This is a genomic window from Ruegeria sp. B10 (assembly GCF_056539825.1).
In genome coordinates this window covers 199995-221553 of record NZ_JBQFVP010000003.1, presented here as the reverse complement: position 1 = coordinate 221553, position 21559 = coordinate 199995, and the positions used below count along the sequence as shown (strand labels likewise).

General features: G+C 58.4%; 15 protein-coding genes. 10 read left to right on the top strand and 5 right to left on the bottom strand.

Annotated elements, in window-relative coordinates; translation table 11 throughout:
* Positions 1–226: 226 nt before the first annotated feature.
* Complete coding sequence (locus tag ACR0J4_RS05485) at positions 227–1822, bottom strand: GMC family oxidoreductase N-terminal domain-containing protein (protein WP_170747294.1); 1596 nt, start codon at positions 1820–1822, stop codon at positions 227–229.
* 108 nt (positions 1823–1930) lie between these two features.
* Between ACR0J4_RS05485 and ACR0J4_RS05480 the strand changes: the two genes are divergently transcribed.
* The 9 genes from ACR0J4_RS05480 to ACR0J4_RS05440 all read left to right on the top strand — a co-directional run bounded on the left by ACR0J4_RS05480 (position 1931) and on the right by ACR0J4_RS05440 (position 13490).
* A complete protein-coding gene (locus ACR0J4_RS05480) occupies positions 1931–3169 on the top strand; it encodes a TRAP transporter substrate-binding protein (RefSeq protein ID WP_170380876.1) in 1239 nt (412 codons plus the stop codon).
* A 69-nt stretch (positions 3170–3238) separates the two neighbouring features.
* Positions 3239–3904, top strand: a complete 666-nt coding sequence (locus ACR0J4_RS05475; protein WP_170380874.1) for a TRAP transporter small permease subunit — start codon at positions 3239–3241, stop codon at positions 3902–3904.
* On the top strand, positions 3904–5262 hold the full coding sequence (locus tag ACR0J4_RS05470; protein ID WP_170380872.1) for a TRAP transporter large permease: 1359 nt from the start codon (positions 3904–3906) through the stop codon (positions 5260–5262). Before ACR0J4_RS05475 ends, ACR0J4_RS05470 begins: the two co-directional genes overlap by 1 nt.
* Positions 5263–5273: 11 nt before the next feature.
* Positions 5274–6053 carry an IclR family transcriptional regulator gene (locus ACR0J4_RS05465; protein WP_170640451.1) on the top strand — a complete coding sequence of 260 codons (780 nt, stop codon included), beginning with the start codon at positions 5274–5276 and terminating at the stop codon, positions 6051–6053.
* 535 nt (positions 6054–6588) lie between these two features.
* The gene (locus ACR0J4_RS05460; protein ID WP_170555585.1) at positions 6589–7470 is read left to right on the top strand and encodes a LysR family transcriptional regulator; all 882 of its coding nucleotides are present in this window, start codon (positions 6589–6591) and stop codon (positions 7468–7470) included.
* Between the two features lie 85 nt (positions 7471–7555).
* On the top strand, positions 7556–9259 hold the full coding sequence (locus ACR0J4_RS05455) for an NAD(P)H-dependent oxidoreductase subunit E (protein ID WP_170640449.1): 1704 nt from the start codon (positions 7556–7558) through the stop codon (positions 9257–9259).
* Positions 9260–9273: 14 nt separating this feature from the next.
* A complete protein-coding gene (gene fdhF / locus ACR0J4_RS05450) occupies positions 9274–12060 on the top strand; it encodes a formate dehydrogenase subunit alpha (RefSeq protein ID WP_170640447.1) in 2787 nt (928 codons plus the stop codon).
* Positions 12061–12171: 111 nt separating this feature from the next.
* A complete protein-coding gene (locus ACR0J4_RS05445) occupies positions 12172–12957 on the top strand; it encodes a cyclase family protein (RefSeq protein WP_170640445.1) in 786 nt (261 codons plus the stop codon).
* A complete protein-coding gene (locus ACR0J4_RS05440) occupies positions 12954–13490 on the top strand; it encodes a thioesterase family protein (RefSeq protein ID WP_480668319.1) in 537 nt (178 codons plus the stop codon). Before ACR0J4_RS05445 ends, ACR0J4_RS05440 begins: the two co-directional genes overlap by 4 nt.
* Before the next feature lie 5 nt (positions 13491–13495).
* On the opposite strand, the gene ACR0J4_RS05435 is transcribed toward ACR0J4_RS05440, so the two are convergent.
* The 4 genes from ACR0J4_RS05435 to ACR0J4_RS05420 all read right to left on the bottom strand — a co-directional run bounded on the left by ACR0J4_RS05435 (position 13496) and on the right by ACR0J4_RS05420 (position 20995).
* The gene (locus ACR0J4_RS05435; RefSeq protein ID WP_480668318.1) at positions 13496–17575 is read right to left on the bottom strand and encodes a translocation/assembly module TamB domain-containing protein; all 4080 of its coding nucleotides are present in this window, start codon (positions 17573–17575) and stop codon (positions 13496–13498) included.
* Entirely contained in the window at positions 17572–19377 is a 1806-nt protein-coding gene (locus ACR0J4_RS05430) for a BamA/TamA family outer membrane protein (RefSeq protein ID WP_170640444.1), read from the bottom strand. Before ACR0J4_RS05430 ends, ACR0J4_RS05435 begins: the two co-directional genes overlap by 4 nt.
* Positions 19378–19630: 253 nt before the next feature.
* Complete coding sequence (locus ACR0J4_RS05425) at positions 19631–20617, bottom strand: glyceraldehyde 3-phosphate dehydrogenase NAD-binding domain-containing protein (RefSeq protein ID WP_170640443.1); 987 nt, start codon at positions 20615–20617, stop codon at positions 19631–19633.
* Positions 20618–20671: 54 nt separating this feature from the next.
* Positions 20672–20995: a hypothetical protein gene (locus tag ACR0J4_RS05420; protein ID WP_170554748.1), complete on the bottom strand. Its 324-nt coding sequence runs from the start codon at positions 20993–20995 to the stop codon at positions 20672–20674.
* 210 nt (positions 20996–21205) lie between these two features.
* On the opposite strand from ACR0J4_RS05420, the gene ACR0J4_RS05415 reads away from it, so the two are divergent.
* A complete protein-coding gene (locus ACR0J4_RS05415) occupies positions 21206–21556 on the top strand; it encodes a hypothetical protein (RefSeq protein ID WP_170554746.1) in 351 nt (116 codons plus the stop codon).
* The last annotated feature ends 3 nt before the right edge of the window (positions 21557–21559 follow it).

Here is a 21559-nt window from a genome sequence, read left to right as displayed (position 1 = left end):
CGGAGTTGCCAAGTGTATCAATTATCCTGCCAAGTTGGCGAACTACTGGAACACCGAGACTCCGGGCGTGAATTTGCCTTTTCGGATCATGTTGACCAGTTCAATCCCATTAAAAGCGGATGCCGCAATGGTAAATAACTGGAGACCCAATGTTGGTTCTCTATTTCCAGAGAGAAGAGCAAACAGCCAAACCGAGGGATCAAACACCTTTCCCTCCATTCTTGTCTCACGCATCTGCCTGTATCAAATCACTAGCCTTCTCTCCGATCATGATGGCGGGCGCATTGGTGTTACCACTGACGATTTCCGGCATGATCGAGCAGTCGGCCACTCGTAAGTTGGCTATACCGTGCACTTTTAGTTTTGCATCTACGACCGATGCTTCGGTGCTTCCCATCGCGCAAGTTCCGGTTGGATGATAAATGGATGCGGTGTTTGATCTTACCCAGTCCAGCGTGCCTTCATAATCGTCGCAACTCAGCTGAGCCGTTGGCCGAAATTCCTCTGAAATCTTTGAGGCCAAAGGATTATGCTTGGCTATACTGCGGGCGATGTTCACTCCGTCAACAATGGTTCGGCAATCCCTTTCGGTGGACAGATAGTTCGGTATTATTTTGACATATTTAGATGGATCCGGGCCGTTCAAGCGTAGCTCCCCCCGGCTTTCAGGGCGCAGTTGGCAGACCGACATGGTAAAGGCTGAGAACGGATGAACACCCTCGCCAGGGCTGTCGGCGGACCAGGGCTGAACGTGGAATTGAATGTCGGGCGTCTCTACATCCTCGCGGGTTTTCATGAACCCGGTGGCAAGACTGGCGGCCATGGTCATAGGACCAGCACGGAACAGTGCGTATTTCAGGGCGATGCGCGCCTGATTGAACAGGCTGCGGACTTCATCATTCAGTGTCGGCTCATTGCATTTGAAAACGAGCCGGGCCTGCAAGTGGTCCTGTAGTCCTTTGCCGACACCTGGTAGGGCGTGCAGCGGTTCGATGCCGTTTTCTTTCAGGTGGTCCGGGTCTCCGATCCCTGAAAGCATCAGGATCTGCGGCGAGTTTATCGCTCCGCCGGACAAAATGATTTCACGCCGGACGGTCAGGGTTTTTTCTGCGCCAGAGCGATCCCGATACACGAGGCCGGTTGCTTTCTTTCCGTCCAGAACCACGCGCGTTACGAGCGCATTTGTAATGATGTTTAGGTTTTGTCGATCCCGAATGGGTTTCAGATAGGCAACGGCTGCACTGCACCGGCGGCCATTGCGGGTGGTTAGTTGGAAATAACCCACCCCCTCTTGTTCCGCGCCGTTGTAATCGGGGTTGAACGGATAGCCCGCCGCCTGCGCTGCGGCCACCCACGCGTCACAGATCGGGCGTTGAATACGCATGTTGGATACGGACAAGGGCCCACCAACGCCGTGGAATTCATCTTCACCTCGCTCCTGGTCTTCGCAGCGCTTGAAAAGGGGCAGGACATCGTCCCAGCCCCAGCCCTCATTGCCCATTTGCCGCCAGCGATCATAGTCCTCTTTCTGCCCACGAACGTAGAGCAAACCGTTCAATGAGGATGACCCGCCCAGTACCTTGCCGCGTGGCCAGTCGATGGATCGACCATTCAGACCAGGATCAGGTTCGGTGCGATAACACCAATCGACCGATGGGTTGTGCATGGTTTTGAAGTAGCCAACGGGGATGTGAATCCATGGGTTTGTATCGCGGCCACCTGCCTCTAGCAGTGCAACGGTCGTGTTAGGATTAGCGCTCAGCCGGTTGGCAATGACGCAGCCCGAAGACCCGGCGCCCACAACCGCATAATCCACTTCCATGACTGCCTCCTCCTCACGCCGTCGAAAAAACTCTATGCAAGATGCAAGAAATATACTAGCCTTTTTTGATACAAAACGTCTCAATAATTGCGATCAGGGAGGTAAGCAATGGAGATCGGTAAGAAACTAAGTGGTATTTCGCGGCGGGATTTCTTCCGTGTAGCTGGCCGTTACGGTATGAGTTCGACTCTGCTGGCAGCGGGTGGGTTTGGTGGAGCGATGAGCTTGGCCAACCTGGCGCAAGCGGCTGAATCCACGTACGAAAAACGGTTCTCAAAAGAGCCTAAGCACACGCTGAAGTTTGGCGCTTCAGGCTTCAACACTCGCAACCTTCTGATCGAACGCGCCGGGGCTATCGAGTTCGCGCGTGATCTGGAAGAACGCACAGATGGTGAGATTCGGATCGAGTTCATCGGCGACAATCAGATCTGCGGACAACTTAGCTGTGTTGAAAAAACCCAGCAGGGAATCGTTGATATCTACGCCGCTTCGACCCAGAACTCGGCTGGTGGCGCGCCCTATCTGAACGTGTTGGACTACGCCTATATGTTCCCGAGCCGCGCGGCGCAGTACCACTTCTTCTACAGCCCTGCGAGCCAGCGCATTCTCCGCGACCCCCTGGAGAAACGGCATGGGTTGAAGTTCCTGTTTACCCATTGCGAACTGCGCGGCCTGCAAATGGGCTCGACCTTTGCTGACAAGCCCACAGTAACCAAATTGGAAGAGTTGTTCGGCACCAAGAACCGTGTGACCGGCACGCAGTTGGGCCGGATTGCAATGCAGTTGCTGAACCTGAACCCGGTTCCGGTGGCTTGGGAAGAGACGTTGGACGCTCTAAAAACAGGTCTGATTGACGGGGCTGAAACTTGGGCCTCTGCTGTGGCTTACGCCAATATGGCGCCGGTGGTTTCGCAGTCGGTGAACCTGAAGTTCTTCTGTGGCACCGAGCACACCTCGATGTCCGCCAAGGTCTTCGATAGCCTCGGAGGCGAGTTGCAAGACGCAGTGATGGAGTCTTCCTACTTCACTCAGGCGTTGATCCAAGGTGCGAATGAGGCTGCATTGTTGAACACTGTTGGCTTCTCGGAGCCGCAGCTTCCCAACACGATCTTTGCCGAAAACGGTGTCCGCCCGGCCTTCTTGCCGGACGATCAGATCAAACTGGCCGAAGAGATGTGCGCTCCGAACTACAACCCTGAGCCTTGGGCGCAGTGGCGTGAACGCCTGAACAAATGGGCTGGTGGCATCGATACGTATCAGGAAATCTACGACATCGCGCGTGAAATTCCGGCCGATACCCTGCCGGAAAACGTCGAACCGCGCCGTTGGTGGATGGGCCAAGCCTGATAAGCTTATGTGAACCGGCCCTCAAACGGGCCGGTTCCAAAAGACACACCGACTGGGAGGACGGGGTACATGTCGTTATGGGCAGACATAGGCGCGATCTTCAGCGCCTTTCTCAGCCAGGATTCGTTCGAGATTCAATCCGCTCTGGAATCTGACGCTGCTTGGGTTCTGGGTGCAGTGGCCTCTGCAATTGGCGGACTTCTGGTCATGCTGGTCTATCGAAAGGTGCCCTTCATAGAACGCCATCTGGAACGATCAGTGATGGTTTATTCGTATCTTGCCATTGCACTGATCATCTTCTGGGGCGTGATCGACCGTTTCGTGTTTAACGATCAAGAGCCTTGGTCAACGACCATTCCACCCCTGCTTTTTATGGTTATGGCGTGGTTCGGGGCGTCTTACAACGTACGCCTTCGCACGCATCTGAGTTTCAGTGAATTCCGCACCGCAATGCCGAGGGCAGGGCAACTCACTTGCCTGATCCTTGATGCGGTTCTGTGGTTTATTTTCGCGGTGATCGTCATTGTCACCACAACCCGACTGGTCGCCCTGTCTGCGTCAAATTTCCAGATCGTACTGGGTACCGATAACGTCATGCAGTGGTGGTTCCTTCTGGCTGCACCGCTGTCTTTCTTCTTGATGGTCGGGCGGGTGTTTCAAAACCTCGCGGATGATCTGCACAATTGGAAAACAGGCGAGCCGCTCATCAAGCAGGCTGTGATCGGAGCAGACTAATGACAGATGGAACCATGGTCACACTGATCTCGCTTGGGGTCACTTTTCTCTTCATGCTGGGCGTGCCGGTTCTCCTGGTCATCGGCTACTGGGTCATCGGTTGTTCGTTTGTCCTCGGCTTGACGCTCGACAATATGGGTGCCGAGTTGCTGAACGTCTTCAACAAAGGTTTCGCCTTGCTGGCGATGCCGCTGTTCATTCTGACAGGAGACTTGATCAACAAATCCGGCATCGCGCGGCGGCTCAGCGATTTCGCCTATGCCTGTCTGGGTTGGATACGCGGCGGGCTGGCGATGGCCTCTCTAGGGGCATGCGGGTTGTTCGCCGCTATCTCGGGCTCGAACTCGGCCACGACCGCCACCATCGGGTCCATGTTGCACCCGGAGATGGTCAAGGGCGGCTATGATGAGCGGTTCAGCGCAGCCACTGCGGCGGCGGGGGGCACGGTGGGGATCATCATTCCGCCGTCGATTATTTTCATTGTCTATGGGTTCCTGATGAACCTGCCGATTTCGGAGCTGTTCGTCGCGGGTATTCTGCCCGGTGCGTTGATGGTCTTTGGCATGCAGTTTGCCTGCTGGATCATCTGTCGCATGAACGGCTGGGGCCACTTGATCCCGCTGCAACTGAACCGGGTGCTGAAAACCGCGTTCGGCGCATGGCTGGGTTTCTTCGCCATTGGGCTGGTTCTGTGGGGTATCTACACCGGTAAGTTCTCACCCACCGAAGCGGCGGGTGTGACCGTTGGCTTCTGTGTGATCGCCGGGTTGGTCAGCTATCCGATCAATCGGATCATGGGCGCACGGAACGATATTCCGCCGACCGAAAAAAGCTACGCCGAGATGTTCGTGGTCGAAGGCTTTACGATCCCCGAGATCCCGTCAATTGTGATCCGGTCAGCCCAGATCACAGGCATCCTTGCACCGCTAATCGCAATTTCTGTGGTGATGCAGCAAATCCTGTCGCTGCTGGGCGCGCAAGAAACCATTGGGAATTTTGTAACCTCAATGGGCGGCTACCACGCGGTTCTGTTCACCTCGATGGTGATCGTCTTCTTCTCGGGAATGGTGCTGGAAAGCTTGCCCGTGACGATCATCCTTGCGCCGATACTCGCACCAATTGCGGCCTCGGTTGGGATAGATCCGATCCATTTCTCGGTGATCTTCCTGGTGGGCGCATCTATCGGCTTCATCACTCCGCCCTACGGTTTGAACCTCTATGTGGCATCAGGCGTGACGGGTGTACCCTACTTCCGTCTCTTGCGATACACGGTGCCTTATCTGGTGGCTTTGCTGTCCGTATGGATATTGGTGTCGCTTGTGCCCGATCTGGCCTTGATCCTGCTGCCAAATAACTAGAATGTTGCGGGATGGCCGAGACGGAAACACAAGACAAAGAAACTCAGATCCCGACCAACCTGCGCCTTCTTCTCATCCTTGAGGAGGTGTCGCGGCGCGGGGTCGCCGTCAAACCATCGGACCTAATCGAGACATTGGGATTGGCCAAGCCCACAATCCACCGTCTGCTGCAAACCGCAGAGGCCGAGGGTTTCCTGCAACGAGATCTGGATGGCCGCTCATTTGGTCCTGGGCACCGGCTGCGATCGCTTTCGGTCAATACTATGTCTTCCGAACACCTGCGCACGGCACGTTTGGCGATCTTGCGCAGCGTCGCTGAAAAGGTTGGTGAGACTTGCAACTTAGCCATCCCAGACCGCGAAGGGATGATCTACCTCGACCGGGTTGAAACGAAATGGCCGCTACGCATCCAATTGCCAATCGGCACTCAGGTGCCCTTCCATTGCACAGCTAGCGGCAAGATGTACCTGTCTACTCTGCGTCAGAAGACGTTGGATGGGTTTCTCTCGGCAGGCAATTTACGACCTCAAACCGAACAATCCCTAACGAACCCCAAAGCACTACGCGAGGAAATCCGCGGAATCGCTGAAAACGGTTACGCGACAGATGATGAGGAATTCATGGCCGGAATGACGGCCATCGCTGTGCCCGTTCGTGATGGACAGGGTAGATTGGTAGGCACACTTTCAGTGCATGCTCCAACACAACGTCACGACGTCAACAGCCTATTGTCCTTTCTGAACATCCTGCAAAAAGGAGCAGGTGAGCTCTCCGAAATGTTAGCTAGCTGATTTCTGCTTTTCACTATGGTCAAAGCTCTCGCCAAATCAGAAAAAAATGATCTTTTCAAGTCGGCTCAAGAAATCAGTTATCCGAGTAGTATCATCCGCCGCGTCAAGGTCATTCGGATCGTACAAAAGGGTGGGGCTATCGCTAACTGATATTACCATTGCGGTTGACGCTCTCCCTCAGGTTTTGTGATCTCGGGGAAGTATTGGTTGCATCGGAAGCGGATGTCTGTGCATCGGGGAATGCTCGCTCATGAATCAGATGGCAAGCCGTCATAACCAGTGTCACGTCCCCATTTGCTTGGCACGGCAAGGACGAAGAGTTGGTCTCGAAATCCAAAAACGGTCGTTCAAGTACAAAGTGGGAAGGGCGGCAAAGTCCGTTTCTCTGACATTCAGTTACCATCTCGAGGAGTTTGCCTGCTAGTACTTTGCCTTGCATAGTCGCGCTACGCTGAGATTCCCGTCGGATTACGCGTTTCTGCGGATTGAAAACCCGCTAGTATTGTTTGTAGCCTGCCGTCCGAGAACCCCTTCCATGATCGAAATCCGAGACCTCCAACTCCTCAGTGCCCTCGCGCGGCATCGGCATTTTGCCAAAGCGGCTGAGGAATGCGGGATTTCCCAGCCCGCCTTCTCGATGCGCATTCGCAATCTTGAGGACCGGTTGGGCGTTTCGATTGTCCGGCGCGCCAATCGGTTTCAGGGTCTGACCGAAGAGGGTGAGATGATCGTCCTACGGGCGCGGCGCATTTTGGATGATGCCAAGGCATTGGAGCAGCAGGTGCAGGCCGCAAAGGGTGAGATCACTGGTACGTTGATGCTGGGTGTGATCCCGACCGCCATCGCGTTTACTGGACGGCTGACGAAACATTTGCGTAAGGCGCATCCGCGGATCGTGACCCGGATCGAGACCATGTCGGCCTCGGCCATTCAGCATCGGTTGGACGAAGGCAGCCTGGATGCGGGGGTCACCTATGGCGACAGCATCGGCACCGATTTGCGGCAGGTACAGCCTCTTTACGAGGAAACTTATGTCCTCCTGGCCCCTGCGCATATGGTCGAGGATACCGGCCCGATCCCTTGGGCCAAGGTCGCTGAATTCCCCCTCAGCTTGCTGGTGCCGCAAATGCAGAACCGGCGTATTCTGGATCGGATCTTTTTGGATCAGGGGCTGCACCCGGATGTGGTGGCCGAAACCAGCGGTTTTACCGCCTCGATGGTGATGGCGCGTGAAGGGTTGGCGGCCACTGTGGTTCCGCGTGTTCTGCTGCGATCTCTGGGTGATTTGAAGGGGACTAAAGTGCTGCCGCTGATCGACCCCGTAGTCAGTAAACCGATTTGTTTAGCGACCCTGACCCGAGATCCGGAATTGCCAACAGTCGAAGCCCTGAGGGCGGTTGTGACGTCTTTGCGGTGATAAGGTGTCGTTATCGTGCGATTGCATAAGACGATTTGACGATATCCTCCTCTGATGAGACACGGAGCCTCAATCGGAGGGCATCATGGCACCATTAGATACCAAGCCATCAGGCGCACCCAAGGGCGTTTGGAAGTCAGGTAAAGGCAAAGGGCGGCACACGCCCAAAGGCCGTCAGTTTACAGACGAGGCACAGGCGGAGATTGCGCGCCTGCTAGGGGATCGCCCCCGTCGCCGCGATCTGCTGATCGAATTTCTACATTTGATTCAGGATGCGCACGGCCATATCAGCGCCGACCACATCGCCGCCTTGGCGGTCGAGATGCGCATCGGTCAGGCCGAGATCTATGAAACCGCGACCTTCTATGCCCATTTCGATGTGGTGAAAGAGGACGAGACGCCGCCGCCTGCGTTGACGATCCGCGTCTGTGATTCCCTGTCCTGCGAGATGGCCGGTGCTCAGCAGCTGCAGAAGGCGCTGGAAGATGGCTTGGATCCGGCTGAGGTCCGCGTTGTCCGCGCGCCGTGCATGGGACGCTGTGACACCGCTCCGGTGCTTGAGATCGGTCACAACCATATCGACCACGCGACCCCCGAAAAGGTGCAGGCTGCAATTGCAGCGGGTGACACCCATGCGCATCTGCCTGACTACGAAACCTTCGCGGCCTATGAGGCCGAAGGCGGTTATGACAAGCTGAAAGAGCTGCGCGCCGGTGGCGATTGGGAAAAGGTGCAGGAAGACGTCCTGTCCTCGGGCCTGCGTGGCCTGGGCGGTGCGGGCTTCCCGTCGGGCAAGAAATGGGGCTTTGTTCGCATGAATGAAGGCCCGCGCTATCTGGCCGTGAACGGCGATGAGGGCGAGCCCGGCACATTCAAAGATCGCTACTATCTGGAACGCACGCCGCATGTCTTCCTGGAAGGTATGCTGATCGCCGCATGGGCCGTCGAGGCCGAGACCTGCTTCATCTACATGCGCGACGAATACCCCGCCGTGCTGGAAATCCTGCGTCGCGAGATTGCTGCGTTGGAGCAGGCAGGGATTGTCGAAGAAGGCTACATCGACCTGCGCCGGGGTGCAGGTGCCTACATCTGCGGTGAAGAATCCGCGATGATCGAGTCGATCGAAGGCAAGAAGGGCCTGCCCCGCCACCGTCCTCCGTTCGTGGCGCAGGTCGGTGTGTTCAACCGCCCGACCTTGGTTCACAACGTTGAGACGCTGTATTGGGTCTCGAAAATCTGCCGCGGAGGGCCGCAGATCCTGAGTTCGGTTGAAAAGAATGGCCGCAAGGGCCTGCGCAGCTACTCGATCTCGGGTCGTGTGGCGAAGCCGGGTGTATACCTCCTGCCCGCTGGCTCGACCATTTTGGATGTGATTGAAGCTGCCGGTGGCATGGCCGAAGGGCAGACGTTCAAAGCGTACCAGCCGGGCGGTCCATCCTCGGGCCTGCTGCCTGCGTCGATGGATGATATCCCGTTGGACTTCGACACGCTGCAACCGCATGGCACCTTCATCGGCTCGGCGGCCGTAGTGGTTCTGTCCGATCAGGACACCGCCCGCGATGCGGCGCTGAACATGCTGCGCTTCTTCGAAGATGAAAGCTGTGGCCAGTGTACGCCCTGCCGTGCCGGCTGCGAAAAGGCGGTGAAACTGATGCAAGCCGACAAGTGGGACACTGATCTGCTGGAAGATCTGTGTCAGGTCATGGGCGACGCCTCGATCTGCGGTCTGGGGCAGGCTGCTCCGAACCCGATCCGCCTTGTCATGAAACACTTCGCTGACGAAATCTGAGGGGAGACAGAGCCATGCTAGACGCAAGCCCAACCAAGACCGTCACCTTCAACCTGAACGGCGAAGATGTCACCGTGCCCGAGGGGTGGACCATCTGGGAAGCCGCCAAGGGCCAGGGGTTCACCATCCCGCACCTGTGCCACAAGCCGCAGCCGGGTTATCGCCCGGACGGCAACTGCCGCGCCTGTATGGTTGAGGTGGAAGGCGAGCGCACGCTGGTCGCCTCGTGCATCCGCCCTGCCGCAGACGGTATGGTCGTCAAGACCGACAGCGACCGGGCCGAGAAATCGCGCGCCATGGTCATGGAACTGCTGGTTGCCGATCAGCCCGAAGAAGCCCATGACACCTCCAGCCATTTCTGGGACATGGCCAAGCTGAACGGTGTCAGCGAGAGCCGTTTCCCGGCGAAAGAGGCTGAAAAGATCCCGCTGCTGGATGACAGCCACGTTGCGATGCGTGTCAATCTGGACGCCTGCATCAACTGTAACCTCTGCGTCCGAGCCTGCCGTGAAGTTCAGGTGAATGACGTGATCGGAATGGCCGGTCGCGGCCATACGGCTCAGGTTGTGTTCGACCAGAACGACCCGATGGGCGATTCAACTTGTGTGGCCTGTGGTGAGTGCGTTCAGGCCTGCCCCACCGGCGCGCTGATGCCTGCCACCGTGTTGGACGACCAACAAAAGGGTGACAGCAAGGACTACGACTCTGAGACCGAGAGCGTCTGCCCGTTCTGCGGCGTGGGCTGCAAGGTCTCGCTGAAGGTCAAGGACGGCAAGGTCAAATATGTCGAGGGCATCAACGGCCCCGCCAACGAAGGCCGTTTGTGTGTCAAAGGCCGGTTTGGTTTCGACTATATCCACCACCCGCACCGCCTGACCAAGCCGCTGATCCGTCGTGAGGATGCACCTGAAAAGGGTCTGAACGTCGATCCGGGCAATCTGGACACCCATTTCCGCGAAGCGACCTGGGAAGAGGCGATGGATCTGGCCGCCACCAAGCTGATGGCCCTGCGCGACGAAGACCCGCGCAGCGTTGCGGGCTTTGGCTCGGCCAAATGTACCAACGAAGAAGCGTATCTGTTCCAGAAGTTCATCCGTCAGGGCTTCCGCCACAACAACGTCGACCACTGCACCCGTCTGTGCCACGCCTCGTCGGTTGCGGCCCTGATCGAGAACGTGGGCTCGGGCGCTGTGACCGCGACCTTCAACGAGATCGAAAACGCGGACGTGGCGATCATCATCGGCTCGAACCCGATCGAGAACCACCCCGTTGCAGCGACCTACTTCAAGCAGTTCGCCAAACGCGGCGGCAAGCTGATCGTGATGGACCCGCGCGGCGTCGGTATGCGCAAGTTTGCCGATGAAATGCTGCAGTTCCGTCCGGGGGCTGATGTCTCGATGCTCAACGCGATTATGAACGTGATCGTCGAGGAAGAGCTCTATGACAGCCAGTATATCCACCGCTGGACCGAGAACTGGGAAGCTGAGAAAGAGCATCTGCGCCAGTTCACGCCCGAGGCAATGTCGCCCATATGTGGTATCGAGCCTGAGCAGCTGCGCCGCGTCGCGCGCACCTTTGCGCAGGCCAAGGCCGGTCTGATCTTCTGGGGTATGGGCGTCAGCCAGCACATTCACGGCACTGATAACTCTCGCTGCCTGATCTCGCTGGCCTTGATGACCGGCAATGTGGGCAAACCCGGCGCTGGTTTGCACCCGCTGCGGGGTCAGAACAACGTGCAGGGGGCCTCAGACGCCGGTCTGATCCCTATGTTCCTGCCGGACTATCAGTCGGTCATGGACGATGACATCCGCGCCAAGTTCAACAATGTGTGGAATGATGAGCGTGACTTCTCGAACGAGAAGGGCCTGACCGTCACCGAGATCATTGATCAGGCTTATGAGGGCAACATCAAGGGGATGTATATCCAGGGTGAAAACCCGGCCATGTCCGACCCCGATGTTGGTCACGCGCGCGACGCTCTGGCCAAGCTGGAGTTGATGATCGTGCAGGATATCTTCCTGACCGAAACTGCCAACTATGCCGATATCATCCTGCCTGCCTCGGCGCTCTATGAGAAGAACGGCACTGTGTCAAACACCAACCGTCAGGTGCAGCGTGTGCGGCCCGCCGTGACCCCTCCGGGTGAGGCGCGTGAGGATTGGAAGATCACCGTCGAGCTTGGGCAGCGGATCGGGCTGAACTGGGACTACACCGACGTGTCGCAGGTGTTCAACGAGATGAAGTTGACGATGAACTCGCTCAACAACATCACGTGGGAGCGTCTGGAGACCGAGACCATCACCTATCCGTCTCTGTCCGAGACAGACCCGGGTCAGGCGATCGTGTTCGGTGACGGCTTCCCACGTGCGGACGGCAAGGCCCGGTTTACCCCGGCCAGCGTCATCCCGCCGGATGAGGCCCCGGATGACGAATACCCGATGATCGCAACAACCGGTCGTCAGCTGGAGCATTGGCACACTGGGTCGATGACGCGTCGCGCCAAGGTTCTGGACGCGGTTGAGCCTGAGGCGAACTGCTCAATGAACCCGCGGACCCTGAAACTGATGGGGATTGAGCCGGGCGAGATGATCCGCCTGACCACCCGTCGCGGCTCGATCGAGATCATGGTTCGTGCCGACCGTGCGATTGCCGAAGATATGGTGTTCATCCCGTTTGCCTATGTCGAGGCGGCGGCGAACATCCTGACCAACTCGGCCATCGACCCCTATGGCAAGATCCCCGAGTTCAAGTTCTCGGCGATCCGGGTCGATAAGATCGAAGACGCCATCGCGGCAGAGTAAACTCCATTCCAGACGCTCGGAAAAGGCGGCCAATTGGGTCGCCTTTTTCGCGTCTTGACAGCGGCTTACACGCGGCCAACCCTGTCACCGTCATTCATGATGGAGTTGCCGATGCCCCGCCGTTTCGTCGATTTGTCCGTTCCGCTGGAAACCGGCATCGTATCGGACCCGCCGATCATGCTGCCTGAGATCGAGTACATGACCCATGACCAGACCGCGGAACAAGTCATGTCCTTCTTTCCCGGCCTGCAAAAGGATGACCTGCCGGGCGGCGAGGGCTGGGCCATCGAACGGTTACAAATCGCGACCCATAACGGGACCCATCTGGACGCGCCCTATCACCATCATTCGACGATGAACAAAGGCGAGCGGGCGATCACCATCGATGAGGTGCCGCTAGAGTGGTGCATGAATCCCGGCGTCAAACTGGATTTTCGCGACTTCGAGGATGGCTATGTGGTCACAGCAGCGGATGTCGAAGCTGAGCTGAAACGGATCGGTCATACGCTGAAACCGTTGGATATTGTAGTCGTCAACACCTCTGCCGGGACGCAATATGGCCAGCCCGACTATCTGATGAAGGGCTGCGGTATGGGGGGCGAAGCAACCCTTTATCTGACAGAACGCGGCGTACGCGTCACAGGCACGGATGCCTGGAGTTGGGACGCGCCCTTTCCGTTGACCGCTCAGGAATACGCTGAAACCAAGGATGCCTCGATCATCTGGGAGGGGCACCGCGCCTCGATGGAGATCGGTTATTGCCACATGGAGAAGCTAACCAATCTCGAAACTCTGCCCGCGACGGGGTTTGAGATTTCTTGTTTTCCCTTCAAGATCAAAGGCGCGTCAGCCGGGTTCATCCGCGCCGTCGCGATCTTTGAGGACCCCGAGGAGTGAAAATCACCAACATGTCGCAAGATACACAACCCCTTGGCGGCCATGATGGCCCGTATGATGCGCCGATCGAAATTCACGGCTTTGCCTTGCAGCCGGACTGGATCGACTACAACGGGCATATGAATGTCGGCTTTTATGGCGTGGCGTTCGACATCGCGTTCGAGCGTTTGCTGGTCGATCATCTGGGTCTGGGTGAGCCGCAGGTCGCCGCGATGGGGCAGGGGCCTTATGTGCTGCAGTCGCATATGCAGTTCCTGCGTGAGGTCACTCCAGACATGACGATCCACTTTCGGTTTCGCCTGTTGGATGCAGATCAGAAACGAGGGCATTATTTCGGGCAGATGGTTTCTATGCCGGATGAAACGGTGTGTGCCACGCAAGAGGTGCTGTTCATGAATGTCAGTCACGCGACGGGGCGATCTGCGCCTTATCCGGATTGGGCGGTCAGTCGGCTGGCGCGAATGGTCTCCGATCACAAGGCGCTTCCTCTGGAACCGGAAATCGGCCAGCCGATTGGTATTCGCCGAAAGTAGCCTGGTTAGTAGTCGCGCTCGAAAAACAGCCCGATCCCGGTTTCTCCGCGCCCGTCGACGGTGCCCCGGACAGTGAAGCTGTCCGTAACGTCCAGATTCAGGTTTACCTCGGTATCGCCGTCTGTGTTGACGGTGAAATCCGTGTACAGATTGTCCCCAAGATATGCTCCTGCGCCAAAGCGGCCCGCGCCGCCTTCGGTCGCACCGATATCCACCGTGTCAACACCGGTCGAGTCCCGCAGGCCCTTGGTCGCATCACCTCCGGCCCCGCTTAGTTGTGCCAGCGAGGCCGCCATCTGTGCGATGACAAAAGGTGAGAGTTCCGAGAACCGGTTGCCAAACAACAGCATGGCTAGCGCCTCTTCGGTCGGGCGTTCGGGGTCCGAGAAAACATTGACTTCGGGCGAATCCAGAGGTCCGGCGATCTCGATCGTTGCGGTCCCGTCTGATGTGCTGCTCGAAGATTCGAACTCGATATAGGGCGTCAGGTCCCCTTGCAGTGTGACGATCCCTTTGGTCAGAGTCAGCCTGCGTCCCAGAATATCCAGATTGCCGCGCAGCAGTTCGATCTGGCCCGAAGGGACAACGGATGTCGTGGTGCCACCGATTGAGATATTCCCACCCAGTTCCGCATTCACGCCGCGCCCCCTTACAAAAACGGCTTTGGGGGCCAGCAGACTGATATCCAGCGCAATGCGCGAGTTGCTTTTGCTTTGCTCTTCCGTGGCGATCAGTTGCGCCCGTTCGCGGGTGACATAGCCCAGACGGCTTTCGTTGATATGCTGTATTTCGGGGATCGGAGCTGCCCCGACGGCGCCTGATGCGGCAGCGAGGTTAATGTTGGTTTCGCCAAATGTGATCTGCCCCGCCAGGCTGCTATTCCCTGTCAAAGCGCCCGCCAACACGATCTGACCGTTCAGCGTGGTCTCGTAGAGCAGCTGGTCGGTCAGCACGAGGTTGTTCAATGTCGTCGTGATCTGAGCGTTGAACGGCGGGGTCAGGTCGACGGGTCCGCTGACGGTGAACCCTCCGCCAGCGCGCATGGCCCCGTTCATGGATATCGTGGCGCGGCCTTGGGCCAGATCGACCGACCCACCAATCCCAGTGATCGTTTGCCCTGCAGTCGGTATCGCAAAGGACGTGCCCGAGGTTGTGATCGTCCCCGACAAAGCCTCCAGCCCGGGTTGACCCTTGAGCGCCAGATTGTAACGGGCTGAGCCTTCAATCTTGTTAGGCGTGATGAATGCATTGGCGATACCCAGATTGATCCCACCTTGGGCAGTTACATCTGCCAGACCCGTACCCTCAACGAAAGTTCCGGACAGCTCGGTGCTGAGATCCGCGGGGCCTGTCGCGTTTGAGGAGATCGTCCAGACTCCATTGTCGCGTTTCGCAGTGCCTTCGGCCGTCACTGTGCCGGGGAAGTCCGGTACAAAGCGTTCGATCCGGTTGAACTTGGCGTCGTAGTCCAGATCTGCCGAGCCATCCGTCTCAACCGTTCCGACAACGTTTACATACGAGCTGTCAGGCCCTTGCAGGCGCGCGGTGCCTTCGAGCCCCGACTGAGTAGGCGCGACATTGCCATCCAGTTTCAAAGGACCGGACAACGTAGTGGAAAGGCGGCTGAGGTCATCCAGCATCGCCGAAAAGTTCAGCCCGCCTGATTCACGATCAAGCTGGCCCGAGGCATTTGCCGTCAGCGCCGTCCCGTTTAGCCGGAACGTGCGGATGTTCATACCGGCATCAGTGTTTTCGGCATCCACGTTCAGAGTCGTGCGACCCGAAACCAGCGCGTCCAACTGGTCGATCCCAGTGCGGATGTCATTGGCCTCGACCGTGCCCTGCACATCGAACAGCTTGCTGCCCATAGCGCCTTTGCCCTGCATATCGGCCTTCGCAGACCCGGCCAGATCCCGCCCCGCAAGGCCCGAGAACAGCGACAGGTCGGGCACGTTCGCCTTGGCTTGTCCGTCGACGGCCAGATCGCCGGTGGGATCTGTGATCGTCGCAGCGGCTTCGGCCGTCAGAGCGCGCCCGTTGATCGTGGCCTGACGAATCTCGATCTGCTCTTGCGATAGTGCACCATCGAACTCGATTGAGGTCTGACCAGCCAGAAGCGGGTCCAAATCATCCATCCCTGTCTTGATATCCCGCGCCGTCACGCTGGCCGTGCCGTCAAACTCCAGCGTCTGGACTGTGCCTTTGCCGTTCAGACTGGCCTGTACCGACCCACCCAGATCTCGCTTGGCGAGACCCGAGAAAACGGACAAATCGCGCGCGCTGACCGTTGCTTGCCCGTCAATGGACAGGTTCCCATCGGGTGTCGTCACGGTGCCTGCCGCCTGTGCCCGGGCGGCATCTGCGATCAACGTGAAGTCCCGGATTGTCACGCCGTCCGAGCCGCGTTTTGCATCCAGCGTGATCGTGGTCTCGCCCGTGATCACCGGATCGATGTCGTCTCGACCCGTGGAAAGATCGCTGCCTTTGACGGCGACTTTCCCGTCAAAACTGCGCTCCAGCGGAGAGCCGCTGCCTTCGACGGTGGCCGTGACCTCGCCGCCGAGGTCAAGCTTGGCCAGATCCGAGAACCGCGACAGGTCGGAGGCGTCAAGCTTCGCTGACCCGTCGATATTCAGGCCGCTGGTCAGTCCGCTGATCAGCGCGTCGAGATCAAGTGTGTAGTCAGCCCCGATCAACTCGAACCCGGATAGGTTCAGCGTTTGGTCGCTGCCATATTCGAATACGCCGTCCAGCGTGACCCGGTCGCCAATCGCGGTGTTCAGGGCGGGGTCGGACAGATCTAAGCCGTCAAGCGCGGCTTGCAGGTCACCATCCACGCTGAGGGCATCCCCCTGTTCCAAGCTTCCCTGCGCTGCAATCTGTGCGCGCCGCAGGCTGATCTGATCTGTGGTCAGCCCATTGGCTGTCAGGCTCAGGTCCCACAGGTTGCCGTTCTGCTGGTCGAACAGGGCTGAGATTTGCGCCGCCTCGATCGACGTCCCTCCGCCCGACACAGGTAAGACCACTTTGTCGCCCTCAGGCGGGGTGATGCGACCCTGCAGAGCGGCCAGTTGCAAGGTGCCGCCCGAGGCCAGTTCCAACTGGCCTTCCAGTTTCAGCGCCTGAGACGTGAATTCCAGATCGCTGATGTTCAGCGCGCCTTCTGGCTGGGTCTGGCCATCGACAAAAAGTCGCGTGTCGGTGCCAAAGAATACATCCATATCGCTGGCGACAAAGGGCGTCAGGTCACCGCCCAGATCGGCGGTGAACGCGATCCCATCCGCTGCACCGCTTTCGGCGGAACGCAGACGCACCTGACCCGACACACGCGGCTGGTTGTCACTGCTCAGACTGATATCTGCGGTGAAGTCTGTAACCGGGCCAGAGCCTTTGGCCGTCAAACCAATGGGAGGGCTGTCGGGGATTTTCAGCGCGGTTGAGATGAGGCCGCCGGAGGCTTCGACAACGCTCAGGTCCAGGTCAATCTGACTACTGGCGTTCTGGAAGCCGGCTTTGAGGGTGATTTCGTCTCCGGCGCGGTCCAGGCGGGTGATATCAAGGCTGGAATCCAATGTTCCATCGGCCAGCGACAGGTTGCCGGTGACGTTCAGGTCAGCGGCAACACCGATCAAGGGCTCGCCCAAGGCTAGTTCATCAATCCGAAGCTCTCCGATTTCGATGGCAACGGGCAGTTCGGGCAGCTGGAACGGTGTGGTCTCGGCCGAAGGGGGCGGGGCCTCCTCGGTCGTGGTGCCAGGGGCACGGGCGATGTCGATTTCCTGTGCGGTCAACGCGTTGACCGAGAACCGCCCCCGGATCAGCGCCAGACGGTTCCAGTCAAGCTCGGCATCCTTGATGGTCAGCCAGACGCCGTCATCATCGGCCACCGTGATCTCGGCAATGGTGGCGCGGGAGCTCAGCGCACCTTGCAGGCCTTTGACGGTGACGTTCTGGTCATCACCCGACAGAGTATCCTGTAGGAACCGCTCGATCATGCTGCCGCCTTCGTCCTCTTGGGCGTGCAGGGCTGGGGGCACACAGATCAGCGTGCCGATCAGCAGCGGATATGCGAGGTAGCGTTTCAAAATGCCTGTCCAATCCCGATATAGAATTGCAGCCCGTTGCCGGTATCGCCCTGAACTGGGTAGGCCAGATCAAAGCGTAGTGGTCCGAATCCCCCCAGATCATAGCGCACACCCAGACCGGCACCGGCGTGATTTTCGGCATCGCTGCCGATGAACGAAGATGTATCCACGGTACCGTAGTCGTAGAACCCGACCAGCGACAGGCTTTCGGTGATTTTACCGCGTACCTCGCCGGAAAAGCCCAGAAACGATTTGCCGCCTGCGATGCCGGTACCTACCGGAATACCGAGGCTTTCAAACGGTTGCCCGCGAACGGTTCCCGCACCGCCCGAGAAGAATAGGAAGTCCGGCGTTACCCCATCTGCTGATGGGCCAATGACAGACCCAATTTGAACGCGCCCGGCAAGGATCAGTTTTCCGCCAGTACCCAGACTGGTGTAGGCCCGTCCGTCTCCGAAGAGGCGAATGCCACTTTCGGTTCCGGAGAGCCCGGCGAAGGGAGTGGCCTGCGCGTCCAGATAAAACCCGCGTGTCGCGCTGATCTTGCTATCGCGCTCGTCCCATTCTGACCGAAAGGGGATTATGAAGTATCGGAATTTTCGCCCATCTCCGTAGGCGTCATCGGCATCGGACCACTGAAAACCGACAGACGCTTCGGCATAGAGCCTGTCTGAAAACGTGCGCCGCGCACCATAGGCCAATGAGGCGACGGTGACGTTGTAGTTTTCCGTGTTGCGTCGCTCTAGCAGAGCGTTCCAAAACGTGTTGTCGTCGGGTCCTAGTCGGTCGGGTTGGTCCAGTCTTAGACCGATCCGCCCGTCCAAATCCTCGGCCCCACCAATGTTGCGCAGGGCGGCTTCAAATCGTAGCCGCTCGGCCCGGCGAAAAACGTTACGGTGAGTCCATGTGGCCGTCACATCCAACCCATCGCGAGAGGCCAGTTCTACCCCGAAGGTCAGGCGACGTTTGGGCAGGTCTTCGAAGGTGGCATCGAAATCCAGCGTGCCATCGGGGTTGGGAGTTTCGCGCTCTGTGATTGAGACTACGCTGAAGGTACCGGTCCGGCGCAGGCGCGTGCCGACTTTCTGGATTTTGGCCGGAGAGTAAACCTCGCCACTTGGGAAGCCTGCGATATCTTCGATGGAGCGGTGTTTGACGTCAGTGTCGCCCTTGATGAACATTCTGCCAAAGGTCAGACGACGCCCCGGATCCAGATCAATCTGTGCGTCCAGTTGGGCCTGCGCATGGCGGGCGATGATGGTTTGGTTCGCAAGTTCGGCTTTTGCGTGACCGGCATCTCTCCACCCCTGCACCCCGGCCGAGGTTGCTTGTTGGATTGCCCCTGTAGTGGCCAGTTTGCCCGGCGCGAACTCTTCCGGCAGTACCGTGTCCGGGGCGACGGGCTGTACGATCGCTTTGCCGAACCGGAAGCTTGGGCCAGTTTCGACGGTGATCACGGCGCGATTGATTTGCGCTGGAACGCTCAGGGTGCTGAGGTCTGCCGCTTCTTTGCCGTCGAGTTTGATGCTGACCACGGGGCTGAAATAGCCTTCGTCGTACAGAATCTGAACAATGGTGCGATAATCGGACAGGGCGGCCGAGAGGATTTCCAGAGGTGTGTCCAAACCACGAGAGTCTGCGGTCGTGACGGACGAGGTTTCCTCGATGCGTTCTCTTAACTCTTTTGAGGCCCCTGGAGCGACGAGACTGGTTTCAAGGGCCATCAGGCCGGTTGGGGCCAAAGCTGTCATTGCGGCCAAAAGCCAACCCGTCAGACGGCGTTGCGGTCTGCTGCCCTGCATCAAATGGCTCCAACTGCCTCAACTCGAATACTATTCGACCGCGCTGTCGGATCGCGGTCGATTAAATTCATGTTAGAGCATTTGAGGCCGTTCAGGAAAAGGCTTTTGATGAGTGGCTAGTGAATAAGGTCCGCAGTTGTGTTGCGTCGGGGTCGACGGCTTGGGGCGGCTCCCGCCCGGTTTGGACGCATCATAGATGCACCCGAACCGGTTGGGCCGGGCAGCGCGCGGGGCGCGCTGCGGTTGCGGCGGATCAGGCGGCGGTCATCAGTCGGGCGACGTCCAGCATACGTGCAGAGAAACCCCATTCATTGTCATACCAGCCAAACACACGGACCTGGTTCGCGCCGACCATGCGAGTCTCTGGTCCGGCGATGACCAGCGACTCCGGCCGGGCGCGCAGATCGGAGGAGACCAACGGCATGTCGGTCCATCCGAGAACCGGCGACGCGCTGACCTGATCGCGCAAAGCCTTGTCGAAGGCCTCTGCGTCAAGGTCGCGGTCCAGTGTGACAATCAGATCGATGGCCGAAACGCTGGCCGTTGGCACCCGTACCGCTGCGCCTGAGATGCGCCCGGCCAAATGCGGCAGGACGACATCGATCAAGTGGATCGCGCTTGACGTCGTTGGGACCATCGAAAGCGCGCCTGCGCGCGAGCGGGCAAGATCGCCGCGTGGTGCATCCACCATCGGTTGGCTGTTAGTATAGCAGTGGATCGTCGTCATGTGGCCCGTGGTGATCCCGCCGATGTCATCCAGAACCCGGACCAGAGGCGCCAGCCCGTTGGTTGTGCAGGACGCGTTCGAGACGACATGAGCGCCGCCCAATTGATCCTCGTTTGCGCCAAGGACCACGGTCACCTCGGCGGCGGGAGAGGGGCCGGAGATCAGCACTTTGCCCGCCCCGGCAGCCAATCCACGCTGTGCAACGTCGGATGTCCGCGCGATGCCGGTGCAGTCCAGAAGGACATCCACGCCAGACAGGTCGATATTTGCAAGATCAGAGCTGTGGGTCATGGGGATGGACTGCCCATCCACGACCAGCGCGTTGTTTCCCTCAGAAACCTCTCCGGCATAGGGGCCGAAGGTGCTGTCGTATTTGAACAGGTAAGCACAGGTTGTCAGCGGTGCGATGTCGTTGATCAGCACCAGCTCGATATCCGAACCTTGCGGCAAGGCCAGAACCTGCCGCAGGATCGTGCGGCCAATACGGCCGAATCCATTGATCGCGAGTTTCATGCGCAAGCTATGGCAGGCGTCTCAGGCGACCTCAATGAAAGTATTGTACCAATTTCAGTTGCAGCTAACCTGCGAGAAAAACTGGCCCGAGATGTTCTGATACATGCTGGCCACGATGGGTCTGCAGCCAGTGGCCTGCTGAATTGCAGCAATGGCCTGCAGGGTCCGCAGGCGCGGTGGCGGGCCGAACGGGTTGAGGTTGTTGTTGTCCCGCGTGGCGCGATAGATCACCGGCTCTTCGGCGACTTGGGTCACCGCCCATGTGCGGCTGAGAACCACGACCGACTTGGTCTCTTCCTTGGCGACGGCGGGGGCGCTTGGCGCGACGGTCAAAGTGGCAGCCGCGGCGAGGGCCAGAAGGGGCAGGCGCAGGGTCATAATGCAAACTCCTACATTCAAATGAGAATTTCCCTGATTTCACCAGATTTAGGCGCTGCTGTGAACCCTTTCGGGTCAAATTCGCAGAACCTTTGCGCGTTTCAGGCGCTCAATTTGGATTTTCTGAAGGTGCAACCGCTCGGGGCTTGGCCCGGCCCGCGCTGGGGTATATCCTTGAGGACAAATTGATTTCAGTCATGTGAGGCACAGATGAAAGCCCGGATTTCTTTGGTTTTGGCAGCTGTAGTTCTGACGGTTGGGGCGGTTCAGGCTAAACCTCTGTCACGAATTATTGCGGAAATGGGCCTCAGCCCGCAGGATTTCGAAGTGCTCAGCGCCGCCTCGACCGCGTTGTTGACCAGCGGCGCTCCGGCCGTTGGGCAAGAGCGGGCATGGACCAATGACGCGACCGGTTCGAAAGGCACCGTGCGTATCGCTGCGGTACAGGGGAATTGTGTTTCGTTACAGCATTCCGTTGAACCGGGCGGAGATGAGCAGAACCGGCAGATTCGAACGCGCCGGTGCAAGGACGCCAGTGGGAACTGGTTGCTGACGCCCTGATTC